12 protein-coding genes are annotated in these 13,877 nt (G+C 70.4%); 1 reads left to right on the forward strand and 11 read right to left on the reverse strand.

Going from position 1 to position 13,877, the window contains the following annotated elements:
* Positions 1–73 precede the first annotated feature (73 nt).
* The 9 genes from KPB06_RS07345 to KPB06_RS07385 form a co-directional block, all read right to left on the reverse strand.
* Entirely contained in the window at positions 74–2,335 is a 2,262-nt protein-coding gene (locus KPB06_RS07345) for a xanthine dehydrogenase family protein molybdopterin-binding subunit (RefSeq protein WP_275905426.1), read from the reverse strand.
* Positions 2,335–2,835 (reverse strand): (2Fe-2S)-binding protein, encoded by a 501-nt coding sequence (locus KPB06_RS07350; RefSeq protein ID WP_059574836.1) that lies wholly within the window; start codon positions 2,833–2,835, stop codon positions 2,335–2,337. Before KPB06_RS07350 ends, KPB06_RS07345 begins: the two co-directional genes overlap by 1 nt.
* Entirely contained in the window at positions 2,832–4,118 is a 1,287-nt protein-coding gene (locus KPB06_RS07355) for a c-type cytochrome (protein WP_059574838.1), read from the reverse strand. Before KPB06_RS07355 ends, KPB06_RS07350 begins: the two co-directional genes overlap by 4 nt.
* A gap of 277 nt (positions 4,119–4,395) precedes the next feature.
* Positions 4,396–5,553, reverse strand: coding sequence for an amidohydrolase family protein (locus tag KPB06_RS07360; protein WP_059574841.1), 1,158 nt, complete (start codon positions 5,551–5,553; stop codon positions 4,396–4,398).
* Complete coding sequence (gene actP / locus KPB06_RS07365) at positions 5,550–7,232, reverse strand: cation/acetate symporter ActP (protein WP_275905425.1); 1,683 nt, start codon at positions 7,230–7,232, stop codon at positions 5,550–5,552. Before actP ends, KPB06_RS07360 begins: the two co-directional genes overlap by 4 nt.
* On the reverse strand, positions 7,229–7,588 hold the full coding sequence (locus tag KPB06_RS07370; RefSeq protein ID WP_060310509.1) for a DUF485 domain-containing protein: 360 nt from the start codon (positions 7,586–7,588) through the stop codon (positions 7,229–7,231). The genes actP and KPB06_RS07370 overlap by 4 nt, the downstream gene beginning before the upstream one ends.
* 73 nt (positions 7,589–7,661) lie before the next feature.
* Positions 7,662–8,885 carry an FAD binding domain-containing protein gene (locus KPB06_RS07375; protein ID WP_060310508.1) on the reverse strand — a complete coding sequence of 408 codons (1,224 nt, stop codon included), beginning with the start codon at positions 8,883–8,885 and terminating at the stop codon, positions 7,662–7,664.
* A 1-nt stretch (position 8,886) separates the two neighbouring features.
* Positions 8,887–9,366, reverse strand: coding sequence for a VOC family protein (locus KPB06_RS07380; protein ID WP_099318384.1), 480 nt, complete (start codon positions 9,364–9,366; stop codon positions 8,887–8,889).
* A gap of 156 nt (positions 9,367–9,522) precedes the next feature.
* Positions 9,523–9,795, reverse strand: a complete 273-nt coding sequence (locus KPB06_RS07385) for a UBP-type zinc finger domain-containing protein (protein ID WP_059574850.1) — start codon at positions 9,793–9,795, stop codon at positions 9,523–9,525.
* Positions 9,796–10,029: 234 nt separating this feature from the next.
* Between KPB06_RS07385 and KPB06_RS07390 the strand changes: the two genes are divergently transcribed.
* A complete protein-coding gene (locus tag KPB06_RS07390) occupies positions 10,030–11,301 on the forward strand; it encodes an NAD(P)/FAD-dependent oxidoreductase (RefSeq protein WP_059574852.1) in 1,272 nt (423 codons plus the stop codon).
* A 77-nt stretch (positions 11,302–11,378) separates the two neighbouring features.
* On the opposite strand, the gene KPB06_RS07395 is transcribed toward KPB06_RS07390, so the two are convergent.
* Together KPB06_RS07395 and KPB06_RS07400 are read right to left on the reverse strand one after the other, a co-directional pair.
* Positions 11,379–12,788, reverse strand: coding sequence for an efflux transporter outer membrane subunit (locus KPB06_RS07395; RefSeq protein WP_275905424.1), 1,410 nt, complete (start codon positions 12,786–12,788; stop codon positions 11,379–11,381).
* The gene (locus KPB06_RS07400; protein ID WP_124863946.1) at positions 12,785–13,837 is read right to left on the reverse strand and encodes an HlyD family secretion protein; all 1,053 of its coding nucleotides are present in this window, start codon (positions 13,835–13,837) and stop codon (positions 12,785–12,787) included. The genes KPB06_RS07395 and KPB06_RS07400 overlap by 4 nt, the downstream gene beginning before the upstream one ends.
* Positions 13,838–13,877: the final 40 nt, after the last annotated feature.

Raw genomic sequence — 13,877 nt, forward strand, 5'->3', positions numbered from 1 at the left:
GCATGCGGCGCCGGTGCGTGCCGGCGCCGTCTGGTCGGATATCGGGTATCGCGTAGCGGGGGCGACCGGGCCGCTATGCGTCGATGCGCTTTCTCAGCGCGTCGCCGGCAAACGGCATTTCACGCATGCGCTGGCCGGTCGCGTCGAAGATCGCGTTGGCCAGCGCGCCGGCGGTCGGCCCCATCGACGCCTCGGCCGCGCCGAGAAACGGCGCGCCGGGACGATTGATCAGATGAACCTTCACGCTTTGCGGCGCCGCCGAGAAACGCAGGATCGGATAGCTGCTCCAGTCGAAGCTGCGAATCCGTTCGGTGTCGTACTTCAGCGCCTCGTACAGCGTCCAGCTCGCGGCCTGCACGATGCCGCCCTCGATCTGGTTGCGGATCCCGTCCGGCGACACGACCTGGCCCGCGTCGACCGCCGCTTCCGCGCGCTCGAGCGTCACCTGGCCGGTTTCCGGCACGACCGACACCTCGACCGCGATCGCGACGTAGGCCATCAGGTTCTTGTACTTGCCGAACGCGAAGCCGACGCCGTGGTTGCGCGCACGCGGCGGCCGCGGCCAGCCGAAGTGCGTCGCGGCGAGCTTGATCACCTGCCGCGCGCGATGGTCGTCCATGTGGCGCAGCCGGAATTCGACCGGATCGACGCCGGCCGCGTGCGCGAGCTCGTCCATGAAGCTTTCGATCGCCCAGACGTTGGTGTGCGCGCCGAGCGAGCGCATCGCGGAGGTCTGCAGCGGCATCGTCGGCGAGAAGTTGTTGACGATGTGCTGGTTCGGCAGCGCATACAGCGGAATCGCGTTGCGGTCGCCGCCGCCTTCCGGTTGCAGCATCGGCGTCGACGGAGCGGGCACGAACGGCGGCTCCAGCATGCGCGCCGGCAGCAGCCGGCCGGCGTTGACGATCCGCTCGTTGTGCGAGCTGCTCCACAACGCATAGTTCCAGTCGACGATGCGCCCGCTCGCGTCCAGCGATGCGCTGACCTCCGTCACCATCGCGGGCGTGAAGTGGTCCCACGTGTGTTCCTGTTCGCGCATCCATTGCACGCGAATCGGCTTGCCCGGCATCGCGGCGGCGATCAGCGCGGCGTGCGCGGCCGCGTCGTCCGCCGCATTGTGCCCGTAGCAGCCCGACCCCTCGGTGTGAATGCAGCGGATGCTCGCCTTCGGCATCGACAGCATCTCGGCGAGCGCGTCGCGCAGCGGGTAGACGCCCTGCGAGTGCGTCCACACCGTCATCATCCCGTTCTCGAGATGCGCGACCGAACACGACGGCCCGATCGACCCGTGCAGCAGGTAGTTCTTCAGGAACGTCGCATTGAGCGTCTTCACGGCTGGTGCGGTGGCCGCGTGCGTGTTCGCGATCTCGATGCGCTGTGTCGCGATCCGCTTCAGGTCCGCGTGCACGGTGCCGCGCTCGGGCAGCGTGCGGCCCGGCGACCAGCGGCAGCCGGCGGCGAGCGCGCGCTGCGCGACCACCGCCTGCCATTCGCCCTGCGCGACGACCGCGAGCATGCTGCCGTTGCGCACGACCCGCACGACGCCCGGCAGCTTCAGGACCGCGGCTTCGTCGAACGACAGCAGCTTCGCTTCATATACCGGCGGCATCACGACGCGCGCGTGCAGCATGCCGGGCAACTGCATGTCCTGCACGTAGCTGACGCCGCCCGTGACCTTGTTCGGAATGTCGACGCGCGGCAGCGACGTGCCGATCACGGCGAACGTCGCCGGGTTCTTCAGCGGCGACGTGGGCGTCGCATTGCGATGCAGGTCGACCGTGCGGATCGCGTCGCCGTAGGTCATCGTGCGTCCGTCGGGCGCCGTGATCACCGCGTCGGCGGTCGTCAGCACGCGCGGCTCGACGCCGAAGCGCTTCGCCGCGCCTTCCACCAGCAGCGCACGCACCTGCGCGGCCGCGTTCAGCAGCGCGGAGCCGCTGTCGGCCATCGTGTGGCTGCCGGCCGTCAGGCCCTCGTCGGGCGACGCGCCGGTGTCGGCTGTCAGGAACGTGATCAGCGACGGCTTCATGTCCAGTTCCTCGGCGGCCACCTGCAGCAGCGCCGTGCGCACGCCGGTGCCGAGCTCGACCTTGCCGGTAAACACGGTGACCTTGCCGTCGGGCGCGATCTTGATCCACGCGTCGAGCAGCGGATTGGTCTTCAGGCTGCCGGCGAGCGCCTGCGTGGCTTTCGCCACGTGCACGGCCGCGCCTTCGTCGGCGATCACCAGCTGCGCGGCCGCGCGCGACGCGGGCGCGAGACTGAACGCGACGAACAGCGCGCCGGAGACGATGAAGTGCCGGCGGCTTTCGTCGATGTCGTCGTGGGAATTCATTACAGCCCCTTGCTGATCGTGACGGGAGCGGAAGCGGGTTCGGGGGCCGGCAGCCCCGCGACCGAGCGCACCGCCGCGAGAATCCGCATGTGCGTGCCGCAGCGGCACAGGTTCGGTTCCATGTGCGTGCGCAGTTCCTGTTCGGTCGGTTTCGGGTTGCGTTCGAGCAGCGCCTGCGCGCGCATGATCATCCCGGCGATGCAGTAGCCGCACTGCGCGGCCTGATGCTCGACGAACGCGCGTTGCAGCGGGCCCGGACGCTCGGCGGTGCCGAGGCTCTCGATGGTACGCACACTGCGCGAACCGACCGCGGCCACCGGCATCAGGCACGAGAACGTCGGCTTGCCGTCGACGATCACGGTGCACGCGCCGCACTGCCCGAGGCCGCAGCCGAACTTCGCGCCGTGCAGGTGCAGGTCGTTGCGTAGCGCGTACAGCAGCGGCGTGGACGGGTCGATGTCCAGCGTGTGGCGCACGCCGTTGACGGTGAGGGTGATCATCGTGCGGTGTCCTCTTTTCTGAGCTTCGCGGCCATCGCGTCGACGCCCGACCACGCGGGGCGGTCGGTATAGGTTTCTCGCACGTACGCGGCGAGATCGGCGATCTGCGCGTCGTCGTACTGGTCGATGAACGACGGCATGTAGTTGAGCGTATCCTCGCCGTGCCAGCCGATGCCGTTGAACATCATCTGGATCGCGTTGCGCGGCGTGTCTGCGTTGACCGCCGTGCTGAACGCGAGCGTCGGCCGTTCGCCGATCGACTGCATCGGCGCGGCCGGCCCGTGGCACTGCGCGCACGATGCCTGGAACAGCACCGCGCCGCGCTGCGCGGCCGGCGTCGTCGCGACGCGTTCGACCGGATGCGCAGCCGCGGCCGCACGTGCGTTCGCCGGTTTCTGGATCGACAGGATGTACGCGGCGATCGCCTCGACGTCCTCCACCGGCACCGTCGCGAGGTCGCGCGTGACAGGCAGCATCGGCCCGGCCGCCGCGCCGTGCTCGCTCGCGCGGCCGGTGCGCAGGTAGGTGACGAGCTGCGCCTGCGTCCACGGCCGCGCGGCATCGCCGAGCGCATTGAGCGGCGGCGCTTCCCAGCCGTCGACAATGCCGCCGTCGAACGCGCGGCCGCGCTGCTCGCCGCCGATCGCGTTCAGCGGCGAATGGCACGATGCGCAGTGGCCGAGCCCGTCGACGAGCATCCTGCCGCGGTTCCATTGCGCGGACTGCGCAGGGTCGGGTTGATATGCGCCTTCGTGCAGGAACAGCACGTTCCAGAACGCCACCAGCGGCCGGAAGTTCAGCGGGAATATCAGGTCGTTGGCGGGCGTCGTCGCGCGCACCGGCTCGCGGGTCATCAGGTACGCATACGCGGCGGCGATGTCGTCGTCGGACATCCGCGTGAAATGAATGTACGGAAACGCCGGGTAGAGCGGCTGGCCGTTGCGTCCGATGCCGGTGCGCAGCGCGCGGGCGAACGCGTCGCGCGACCAGCGGCCGATCCCCGTTTCGGCATCCGGCGTGATGTTGGTCGCGTAGATCGTGCCGAACGGCGTCGCGAGCGGCAGCCCGCCCGCGAACGGCTTGCCGTCCTTCGCGGTGTGGCACACGACGCAGTCGCCGAGCGCGACGACGCGCGCGCCGGCGCGCACGAGTTGCGGATCGAACGAAGCGGGGGCGGGCGGATCGATCGGCGCGATCGACGGCCGCACCATGATGCCGATCGCGATCGCCAGGCCGGCGACCGCGATGCCGGACGCGCCGAACCAGAGTCGTTTGTGCTTCATGCGCGCTCCGCGCGAAGCGGTGCGCCGCACGTCGCGCGCGGCGTGCCCGGGCCGTCGTGCGGCGGCCGGCCGGGCCGCGAACGCGTTGCGGCGAGGCGGTAATTGGCAACTGGATTCACGTCGTCACTCCATCAGTCGAAAAGGCGCGCGGGCTGGCCAGCGCGGTCGCTCTTGCAGCCAGTCTACGCAGACGCCCGCATCATTTCCTGAAGTCCGGCTGAAACGTTCTGAACGGCGGGCTGGGCCGGTTCGGCGACATCCGGCACGCGCGCGCCAGCTAGATCCGCAGCAGCCGGCCCGCATTGCCGCCGAGCACCATCGCGCGCTGGTCGTCGGGCAGGTCCAGCCGATCGAGAAAACGCACCGGTTGCGCGTAGCCCATGTCGAAGCAATAGTCGCTGCCGAGCACCAGCCGGTCGATGCCGACGTTCTCGATCAGGAAGCTCAGCACCGGCCCCGAGTGGGACACCGTGTCGTAGCTGAAGCGCCGCAAATAGCTGCTCGGCTTGTGCGCGAGCCGGCGCGTTTCCGGCCGGACGGTCCAGCCGGCGTCCAGCCGGCCGACGAGGATCGGCAGCGCGCCGCCCGCATGCGGCAGCGTGACATGCAGCGCCGGATGGCGGTCGAGCACGCCGCCGAGGATCAGGTGCGAGGCCGCGATGGCCGTATCGAACGGATTGCCGAGCAGGTTGCTCAGGTAGAAATCGCCGAGGCGCGCGCCGCCGACGGTTTGCTGCGGATGCAGGAATACCGGCAGCCCGAGCTGTTCGATGCGCGCGAACACCGGCGCGAACCGCGGATCGTCGAGGTCGCGGTTGTCGATGTTCGTGCCCATGTACACGCCGCGCACGCCCGGCAGCGTCGACGCGCGCTCGAGCTCGTCGATCGCGTCGGCCGCGTCGAGCATCGGCAGCGTCGCGAGTACGACGAAGCGCGCCGGATGCTGCTGGTGCACGCGCGACGCGGCCGTATTCCATGCGCGCGCCAGTTTCGCGTTGAACGGCCGGTCGCCCCAGTACGCCATCGGCACGCTCAGCGACAGCGCCTGCACGTCGACGCCCGACGCGTCCATGTCCGCGAGCCGCGCATCGACGTCGATGAATTTCATCGGCAGCGGCCCGAGGCCGCCGGCCGGCGTGCGGAACGTGAACGTTGTGCCGTCGCACGCGAATGCGCCGCCGAAGCGCTGGCCTTCGCCGCCGACGAGGTCGCAGAAGTTTTCCGGGTAGTAATGCGCGTGGATGTCGATCGCGCGCGGACGCCGGCCAGCCAGCGTGGCCGAAGCGGGCGACGCGGCCGACGCGGCCGACGCGGGCGCCGGTTGCGCCGGTTGCGCCGCCGCGGCGGGGCGTCCGGCAACGGTCGCGCCGGCAAGCGCGGCGAACGCGCCGAGCATGCGGCGGCGCCCGGCGGACAGACAGCAGGGGCAGGTCATCGAATCGTCTCCAGGTCGGGATTGTCGTGTTGCCGCGCGCCGTGGCGCGGCAGGGTGCCGAGTTCGCATGCGACGAGCTGCGCGTCGAAGCGCGCGCGTTCGCGTCGCGCGCGGGCCGACCCGTCGGTGGCCGATACCGCGACGATCGCGATGAACGCGGCGGCCATCGAGAACAGCGCCGGATATTCGTACGGGTAGGGCGCGTGCGCATGGCCGAGCACCTGGACCCAGACGGTCGGGCTCAGCACGGTGAGCGTGACCGCCGTGACGAGGCCGATCGTGCCGCCGGCCACCGCGCCGCGCGTCGTCAGGCCGCGCCAGTAGATCGAGAGCAGCAGCACCGGAAAGTTCGAGCTGGCGGCGATCGAGAACGTGAGGCTGACGATGAACGCGATGTTCTGCTTCTCGAATGCGATGCCCAGTACGATCGCGAGCACGCCGAGCACCAGCGTCGTCGCGCGTGCGACGCGCATTTCGTCGCGGTCGGTCGCCCGGCCGCGGCGCAGCACGTTCGCATAGAGGTCGTGCGAGATCGCGGACGAGCCGGCGAGCGTCAGCCCGGCGACCACGGCGAGAATCGTCGAGAACGCGACCGCGCAGATGAAGCCGAGGAAAAAGTTGCCGCCGACCGCATGCGCGAGATGGATCGCCACCATGTTCGCGCCGCCCGCGACCGCGCCGGACGCATCGTGATACCGCGGGTCCGCCGCGACGAGCGCGATCGTGCCGAAGCCGATCACGATGATCAGCGCATAGCCGGCCCCGACGATGCCCGTCGCATGGAGGATGCTCTTGCGCGCCGCGCCGACGTCGCCGACCGTGAAGAAGCGCATCAGGATGTGCGGCAGGCCGGCCGTGCCGAAGATCAGCGCGAGGCCGAGCGATACCGCGGACACCGGATCGGACACGAGGCCGCCCGGCCGCATGATGGCCGCGTGCTTCGGATGGACGCGCAACGCCTGCGCGAACAGCGCGTCGAGGCTGAAGCCGAAGCGGCTCAGCACCATGAACGCCATGAAGGCTGCGCCGGCGAGCAACAGCACGGCCTTGACGATCTGGATCCACGTGGTGGCGAGCATGCCGCCGAAGAATACGTAGACGACCATCAGCACGCCGACGATCACTACCGCGACCGTGTAGTCGAGCCCGAACAGCAGCTCGACGAGCTTGCCGGCGCCGACCATCTGCGACACGAGATACAGCAGGACGATGACGATCGAGCTCGACGCGGCGAACGCACGGATCGGCCGTTGCTGCAGCCGATACGACACGACGTCGGCGAGCGTGTACTTGCCGAGATTGCGCAACGGCTCCGCGATCAGGAACAGGATGATCGGCCAGCTCGCGAGAAAGCCGACCGAATAGATCAGCCCGTCGTAACCGCTCGTGAACACGAGCGCCGAGATGCCGAGCAGCGACGCGGCCGACATGTAGTCGCCGGCGATCGCCCAGCCGTTCTGCAGCGCGGTGATGCGCCCGCCGGCCGCGTAATGATCGGCGACGCTGCGGTTCTGGCGGGCGGCCCAGCGCGTGATGACGAGCGTCGACGCGACGAACAGCACGAACATGCCGATGGCGACCGGATTGTGCATGTGGGCGAGCGCGGCGGGGCCGGCCGCGAACGCCGGCGCCGTGGCGATCGCGGCCGCGGTGACGAGGATGGCGACGGTGCGTTTCATTGGCCGCCTCCGTCGCGGATCGACGCGACGAGCGCGTCGTGCACCGCATTCGCACGCCACACGTACAGCGCGACGAGTGCGAACGTCGCGACGAACATGCCGAAACCGACCGGGATGCCCCACGTGGTCGGGCGGCCCGCCACGATCGGTCGGCCGAGCCATGCCGGCGAGAACGCGAGCGACAGGATGAATGCGAAGTAAAGCGCGAGCATGACCGCGGTCAGCGACCACGCGAATCGCCTCCTTCGCGTGACGAGATGGCGGAAGCGGGCATCGCGCGGCAGCGGATGCGTGGCCGCGGCGGGCAGGTCCGGATCGGGTGCGGGGCCGGCGGCAGCCGGAATCGAGCGGTTCACGGTGTCTCCTTGTCGGTGTCGGATGGGGCGCGATGCGGCGGGCGCGACACGTCGTGCATGCGCCCGTCGATGGTCAGAGCGACGGCGGCACGGCCGTTTCGCGCATCACGACTTCCGCGGTGCGGTAACGCTCGGCCATCTCGCGTTCGGTGTCGTTCTTCAGTTGCGCCTGCATGTACGCGCCGAGATGGCGCGCGTGTTCGACGATCGCGGCGCCGAACGCGGTGCGCGTGTCGCTGTACGCGTGCAGTGCGTCGAGCGGATCGGCATGCGCGGCCAGCGCGCCGACGAGCGCCAGCGCGTCGCCCGCGGCCTTCGTGACGCCCATTCCGCAATGCGGCCGCGCGACGAATGCGGCATCGCCGAGCAGCGCGATGCGGCCGAACGCCATGCGCGGCACCTCGAGATCGTAGATCGGCTGGAACAGCGGCTGCGCGGCGCGCGACACGACTTCCGCGAACTGCGGCGCGAGCAATGCATGCGCGGCGTCTTCCATGTCGGCGAGCACGTCGCGGCGGATCAGCGTCGGTGGAATGCCGGCCGCCCACAGCTTGCCCGTCGCGTCGGTGAGCAGGTTCGGCAGGTCGGTGTCCTCGCGGGTCGCGCGATACCACACGAAGTTGTAGCGGCGCTCCCCGGGCTGCGTGCTGTTGTGCTGGCCGGCGACCGGGTAGCCGAGGATCTGCTCGTGCGGCGGCAGGCCGAACGCGAACTTGTCGAACAGCGCCGCATGCGTGCGCCCGGACAGTTCGCGTTCGTCGACGAGGCCGCGCCACGCGACATAGCCCGCGTACTGCAGGCGCGCGTCCGGCAGCAACCGTTCGCGGATTGCCGAACGGAAGCCGTCGGCCGCGACGACGAGGTCGGCATGCACGACCGACCCGTCGGCCAGCGTGAGCGTCGCGCGCTCGGGCCCGTCCGCGACGTCGGCGACGACGGCCCCCGCGTGATGGTGCTGGTCGGGCAGCGCGGCGCGCAACACGTGGTACATCTTGCTCCATGCGGTCAGCGTCTGCGGCTGTTGCCGCTCGGCGGCGAGTGAACCGTCCCGCGCCAGCGTGATGCGCGATTCGACGTTCACGCCGATCGATGCGTCGATGCGCACGCCGGCCGCGCGCAGCACGTCGAACAGCTCCGGATGCGTGACGATGCCGGCGCCCCGGCCGGACAGCGCGTCGGGCACGCGTTCGAACACGTCCACGTCCCAGCCGTGGCGCAGCAGCAGGTTCGCGGCGAACAGCCCGCCCAGCGAGCCGCCGACGATGGCGGCCTTGCGATGCGTCGAAGTGGTGCGCATGTCAGTCTCCACGGGTGGCGGCGGCCGCTGCGGCGCCGCGTATGTCGAGGCCGGCGACTTCGGCGGCCGGGTAGTTCAGTTCGATCGTCACGCCCGACGGATCCTCGATGAACACCTGATGCAGCCCGAGGCTCGGCACGGTGCGGTCGCGCCACGCGATGCGCTCGTCACGCAGCGTGCGCCACATCGCCTCGACGCCGGTCGCGACGAACGCGATGTGGTCGACGGTGCCGGTGCCCGCGGCCGGCACGGGCTTGTCGCCGAGATACGCGGCCAGCCCGTGGGGGTTGGCCGGATCGATGCCGATCAGGTGGACCGTGCCGTAATCGGCTTCGTCGTCGCCGAGATAGAGCCACGCGCCCGGAAAGTCGAACGGCGGGCGGTAGCCGCGTCTGAAGCCGAGCACGCGTTCGTAGAAGCGGCACGAGGCTTCGAGATCAGGCGTGCGGATCGAGTAATGCGCGAGTCGCGAGACAGGCATGGCGAACCTCTTGTTTATCGAAGGATAAGTTATCGTTCGATAAATTCTAGGCCGAAAACGACGCGGCGCAAAGCCGTGATCCAGCCGTGTTAACCCTTGGCCCGGAACCGGGGGCGAATCGGCGACGAACGGGCGCCGAGTGCGCCGCGCGTCACGTTACGACGGCACCTCGCCGGCGACGACTTCGTCCTCGTAGCACCAGATCCAGCGCTCGCCGGGCTCGATCGAGCGGACGAGCCGGTGTCCGGTGTCGCGGAAATGCCGGCTTGCGTGGCGATTCGGCGACGAGTCGCAGCAGCCGACGTGTCCGCAGATCAGGCACATCCGCAAATGCACCCAGCCGCTGCCCGATTTGATGCATTCCTCGCAGTAGTCCTTGTCGGTGTCGAGCACGCGTGCTTCGTCGAGATGCGTACAGGCGATGGCCATCTTGCGCTCCGGTGCCGGCGCGAGGAACGACGCTTGCGACGCGGCCGGCGCGATGCCGCAAGCGGAGACGGAGATGCCGCATTGTGCGGCGCCGCGCGGCGGCCGCGCCTTAATTGTTATGAAATCGCGCGTGCGGCGCGTCGGCGCGGCGTACAGTCGCGGTGCGTCCGGCTCACCCTTTCACCCTGGCGACGGCCGGACCGTATCCAGCATCGATTTCTTCGGGAGCCGCACATGATTCAGTCGCAACTGGTCCGGATCGTCGGCCTGCCGCACAGCAAGGACGCGTACGCGATCCGCGATTTCCTGCAGCGGCGCATGGTCGCGTACGACTGGTGCGAGCTGACGTCCGACGCCGACTGCGCGCGCGAGCTCGGCATCGCGCCGCTGCGCGACATCCGGCTGCCGGTCGTGATCTTTCCGGACGGCTCGCGCCTGTACCAGCCGACGCTGGCCGACATCGCCGCGCGGCTCGGCTGGGTCGCGCGGCCGCGCTTCGTCGAATACGACGTGTCGATCTACGGCGCCGGGCCGGCCGGGTTGTCGGCGGCGGTCTACGCGGCGTCCGAAGGGCTGCGCGCGGTCGTGATCGAGCGCGGCGCGGTGGGCGGGCAGGCCGGCACGAGTTCGCTGATCGAGAACTACATGGGCTTTCCCGACGGCATTCCGGGCGCGGAACTCGCGGAACGCGCGCGCGAGCAGGCGGTCAAGTTCGGCGTCGAGCTGCTGACGATGCGCGAGGGCGTGCATGCGACCTTCGTCGACGGCAAGATCCGCGTCGAGCTCGCCGACGGGTCGACCCTGGTCGCGCGCGCGAACATCTGCGCGACCGGCATCGAATATCGAAGCCTCGGCCTGCCGGAAGAGCCGGCGTTCCTGAATGCAGGGCTGTTCTACGGCGCCGGTTCGAGCGAAGCGCCGATGTGCGCGGGCGAGCAGGTGTTCATCGTCGGCGGCGGCAACTCGGCCGGCCAGGCCGCGATGAATTTCTCGCGGCACGCGCGTCAGGTGACGATGCTCGTGCGCGGTGCGTCGCTCGCCGACACGCTGTCGCGCTACCTGATCGACCGGATCGAGCGGACGCCGAACATCGAGGTCCGCTACCAGTCGAGCGTCGTTGCCCTGCACGGCGACGGGTGGCTCGACGCGATCGAGCTTCGCTCGGCGGACGGCACGCGCGAACGGCTGCCGGCCACGCGCCTGTTCGTGTGCATCGGCGGCGCGCCGAATACCGACTGGGCGAAGGATACCGACATCATCCGCAATCCGGACGGTTATCTCGTGACCGGCGGCGACCTGTACGACTGTCCGGCGTTCGAGCGCGTGTGGCCGCTCGAGCGCCGGCCGTACCATCTGGAAACCAGCGTGCCAGGATCGTTCGCGGCCGGCGACGTGCGATCGGGGTCGGTCAAGCGCGTCGCGTCGGCGGTCGGCGAAGGCGCGATGGCCGTGACCTTCGTGCACCGGTTTCTCGGCGAGGACGCGCATCGCCTCGCGAGGGCCTGACGCGCGTGCGAAGGCGTCGCGACCGCCCCGGATCGCGGTTTCATCCGGCGTCGGCCTGCGTCGAATCGCGCGACCCGTCACGGCCCGTCACGGCCCGTCCGCGCCGGCGGCGTCCACCCGCCGCCCAACGCACGCACGAGGCTCACCGTCGCGATCGCGAGCGCCTGCCGGCTGTGAATCAGCTGGCGCCGCGCGTTCAGTGCGTCGCGATCGGCATCGATGACTTCGAGGTAGCTGACGTAACCGTGCGCGTAACGGCTCAGCGACAGGCGCGCCGCGGCGTCGGTCGCGCGCGCGGCGCTGGCGTAGCGTGCGATCCGTTCCTTTTGCGCGGCGATGTCGTTGAGCGCGTCCTGCACGTCGCGCAGCGCGCCGAGCGCCGTCGCGCGATAGTTCGCGTCGGCGATGTCCGTGCCGGCCCGCGCGGCGGCAACCGCCGCGTCGCGCTTGCCGCCGTCGAACAGCGTCAGTGCGACGTTCGCGCCGAGGCTCCACAGCGAGCTGTTGCGGTCGAGAAACGAGCGCAGGTCGCGGGTGGCGAAACCGCCGTCGGCGGTCAGCGTCAGCGTGGGCAACCACGCGGTGCGCGCGATGCCCAGTTCGAGCGACGCCGCATCCGCGCGCCGCGCGGCCGCGAACACGTCGGGGCGTCGCGCCAGCAGCGCGGACGGCAGCCCGGCCGGCACGTCCGGCACGCGCACGGGCACGGCGCGCGTGTCGACGTCGAACGCAGTCGGCGACACGCCGGTCAGCACCGCGATGGCGTCGACGAGGTTGTCGCGCAGCCGGCGGCTTTCCGCGAGATCGGCATGCGCGGTATCGAGGTCGGCCGACGCGCGCAGCCCGTCGAGGTCGCTCGCCGCGCCGGCCCGCACGCGTGCGGCGATCACGTCCAGCGCGGTGCGGCGCAGCCCGATCGCTCTGTCGAGCGTCGCGAGATCGTCGTCGACGTAGCGTAGCGTCAGGTAGTCGACGGCGACTTCGGTCGCGATCCTCAAGCGGATCGCATCGCGATCGGCCGCGGCCTGCAGCACGTTCTGTTCGCCGACGTCGGCGTCGCCGCGCAAGCGCCCCCATAGATCGACTTCGTAGCTCGCGGCGACGGGAACCGACCAGTTGTGCATCGTCCGCTTCGGCAGCGCATTGTCGACCGTGCCCGATACGCGCGTGCGGCTGAACGACGGATCGACGCGCACGGTCGGCGCGAGCGCGGCATCGCGGATGCCGAGCAGCGCCCGCGCCTGGTCGACGCGCGCGGCCGCCGCGCGGATATCGAGGTTGTGCGCGAGCGCGGCGTCGACGAGGCGGCCGAGCTGCGGATCGCCGAACCACGCGGGCCATGCCGCGAGCGACGGCGCACCCGCATCGGTCGACGGATCGGCATGGCGGAACCCGTCGTGTCCGACCGGGACGGGCGCGAGCGGCTGCGGCGCGATCGAGCACGCGGCCAGCACGCTCGCGGCGACGAGGATGCATGCGCGCTTCATCGCGATTCACCGCCGGGTTGCAGCGTGACGACGACCGACAGCCCGGGCCGGATGCGCGGTTCCGTCGCCGCCGGGCCGTCGAGCAGGATCTTCACGGGCACCCGTTGCGTGACCTTCGTGAAATTGCCGGTCGCGTTGTCGGGCGGCAGCAGCGCGAACTGCGCGCCCGTCGCGGGCGACAGGCTGTCGATGCGGCCGGTGAACGCGCGCTGCGGCAGCGCATCGAAGCGCAGTTGCACGGCGTCGCCGGCGCGCACGTGCCGCAGTTGCGTCTCGCGGAAATTGGCGACGATCCACGGATGCGGCTCGACCAGCGTGAGCAGCGCCTGACCGGGCGCGACATGCTCGCCGGTCTCGACGGTCTTCTTGCCGACGTAGCCGTCCGACGGCGCGACGACCGTCGTGTACCCGAGCTGCAACTGCGCGTCGCGCAGCTCGGCATCGTTCTGGCTCGACGCGGCATCGGCGGCCTGAGCGGCGGCGGCGGCGCTGCGCCGTTGCGCGTCGGCCGCCGCGACGCGCGCGCGGGCCGACTTGCGTGCGGCATCGGCCGCATCGAACTCCTGCTTCGACAAGCCGCGCGGCGTCTCGCGGGTCAGCTCGCGGGCACGTGCGTAATCGAGTTCGGCTTTTTCGGCATCGGCGTGCGCCGACACGAGCGCCGCGTCCGCCTGTTCGATCAGCGCGCGTGCGCGGCTCGCATCGGCATGCGCCTGTGCGACGCGTGCGCGCTGCGCCGCGACGCGCACGTCGAAATCGCGGCGATCGATCTGCACGAGCGCGTCGCCGGCATGCACGAACTGGTTGTCGTCGACGAGCACGCGCTCGACCGTGCCGGCCACGCGCGGCGAGATCACGTGCAGGTGGCCGGTCACGTACGCGTCGTCGGTGCCGCGATCGCGTGCGTCGAACTCGTACACGAGCAACGCGACGAGCAGCAGCGCGAGCACGGCGATCGCGACGACGGCCGGCCGGCGCGAGCGCGCGGGCGCGGGCGTGGAAGGCACGGAGGCCGCGGAAGATCGGGTATCGGGCGAGGGCGGGGTCATGATCGGCACACTCCATCGTACGGACGGGATTCGGCGCATC

The sequence above is a fragment of the Burkholderia semiarida genome, from assembly GCF_029268935.1.
Taxonomy (GTDB): Bacteria; Pseudomonadota; Gammaproteobacteria; order Burkholderiales; family Burkholderiaceae; genus Burkholderia; species Burkholderia semiarida.

What these genes read in the sequence shown, in the direction of transcription:
- KPB06_RS07345 (WP_275905426.1), bottom strand. Translation starts at nt 2,335, where the DNA reads ATGAATTCCCACGACGACATCGACGAAAGCCGCCGGCACTTCATCGTC.
- KPB06_RS07350 (WP_059574836.1), bottom strand. Translation starts at nt 2,835, where the DNA reads ATGATCACCCTCACCGTCAACGGCGTGCGCCACACGCTGGACATCGAC.
- KPB06_RS07355 (WP_059574838.1), bottom strand. Translation starts at nt 4,118, where the DNA reads ATGAAGCACAAACGACTCTGGTTCGGCGCGTCCGGCATCGCGGTCGCC.
- KPB06_RS07360 (WP_059574841.1), bottom strand. Translation starts at nt 5,553, where the DNA reads ATGACCTGCCCCTGCTGTCTGTCCGCCGGGCGCCGCCGCATGCTCGGC.
- actP (WP_275905425.1), bottom strand. Translation starts at nt 7,232, where the DNA reads ATGAAACGCACCGTCGCCATCCTCGTCACCGCGGCCGCGATCGCCACG.
- KPB06_RS07375 (WP_060310508.1), bottom strand. Translation starts at nt 8,885, where the DNA reads ATGCGCACCACTTCGACGCATCGCAAGGCCGCCATCGTCGGCGGCTCG.
- KPB06_RS07380 (WP_099318384.1), bottom strand. Translation starts at nt 9,366, where the DNA reads ATGCCTGTCTCGCGACTCGCGCATTACTCGATCCGCACGCCTGATCTC.
- KPB06_RS07385 (WP_059574850.1), bottom strand. Translation starts at nt 9,795, where the DNA reads ATGGCCATCGCCTGTACGCATCTCGACGAAGCACGCGTGCTCGACACC.
- KPB06_RS07390 (WP_059574852.1), top strand. Translation starts at nt 10,030, where the DNA reads ATGATTCAGTCGCAACTGGTCCGGATCGTCGGCCTGCCGCACAGCAAG.
- KPB06_RS07395 (WP_275905424.1), bottom strand. Translation starts at nt 12,788, where the DNA reads ATGAAGCGCGCATGCATCCTCGTCGCCGCGAGCGTGCTGGCCGCGTGC.
- KPB06_RS07400 (WP_124863946.1), bottom strand. Translation starts at nt 13,837, where the DNA reads ATGACCCCGCCCTCGCCCGATACCCGATCTTCCGCGGCCTCCGTGCCT.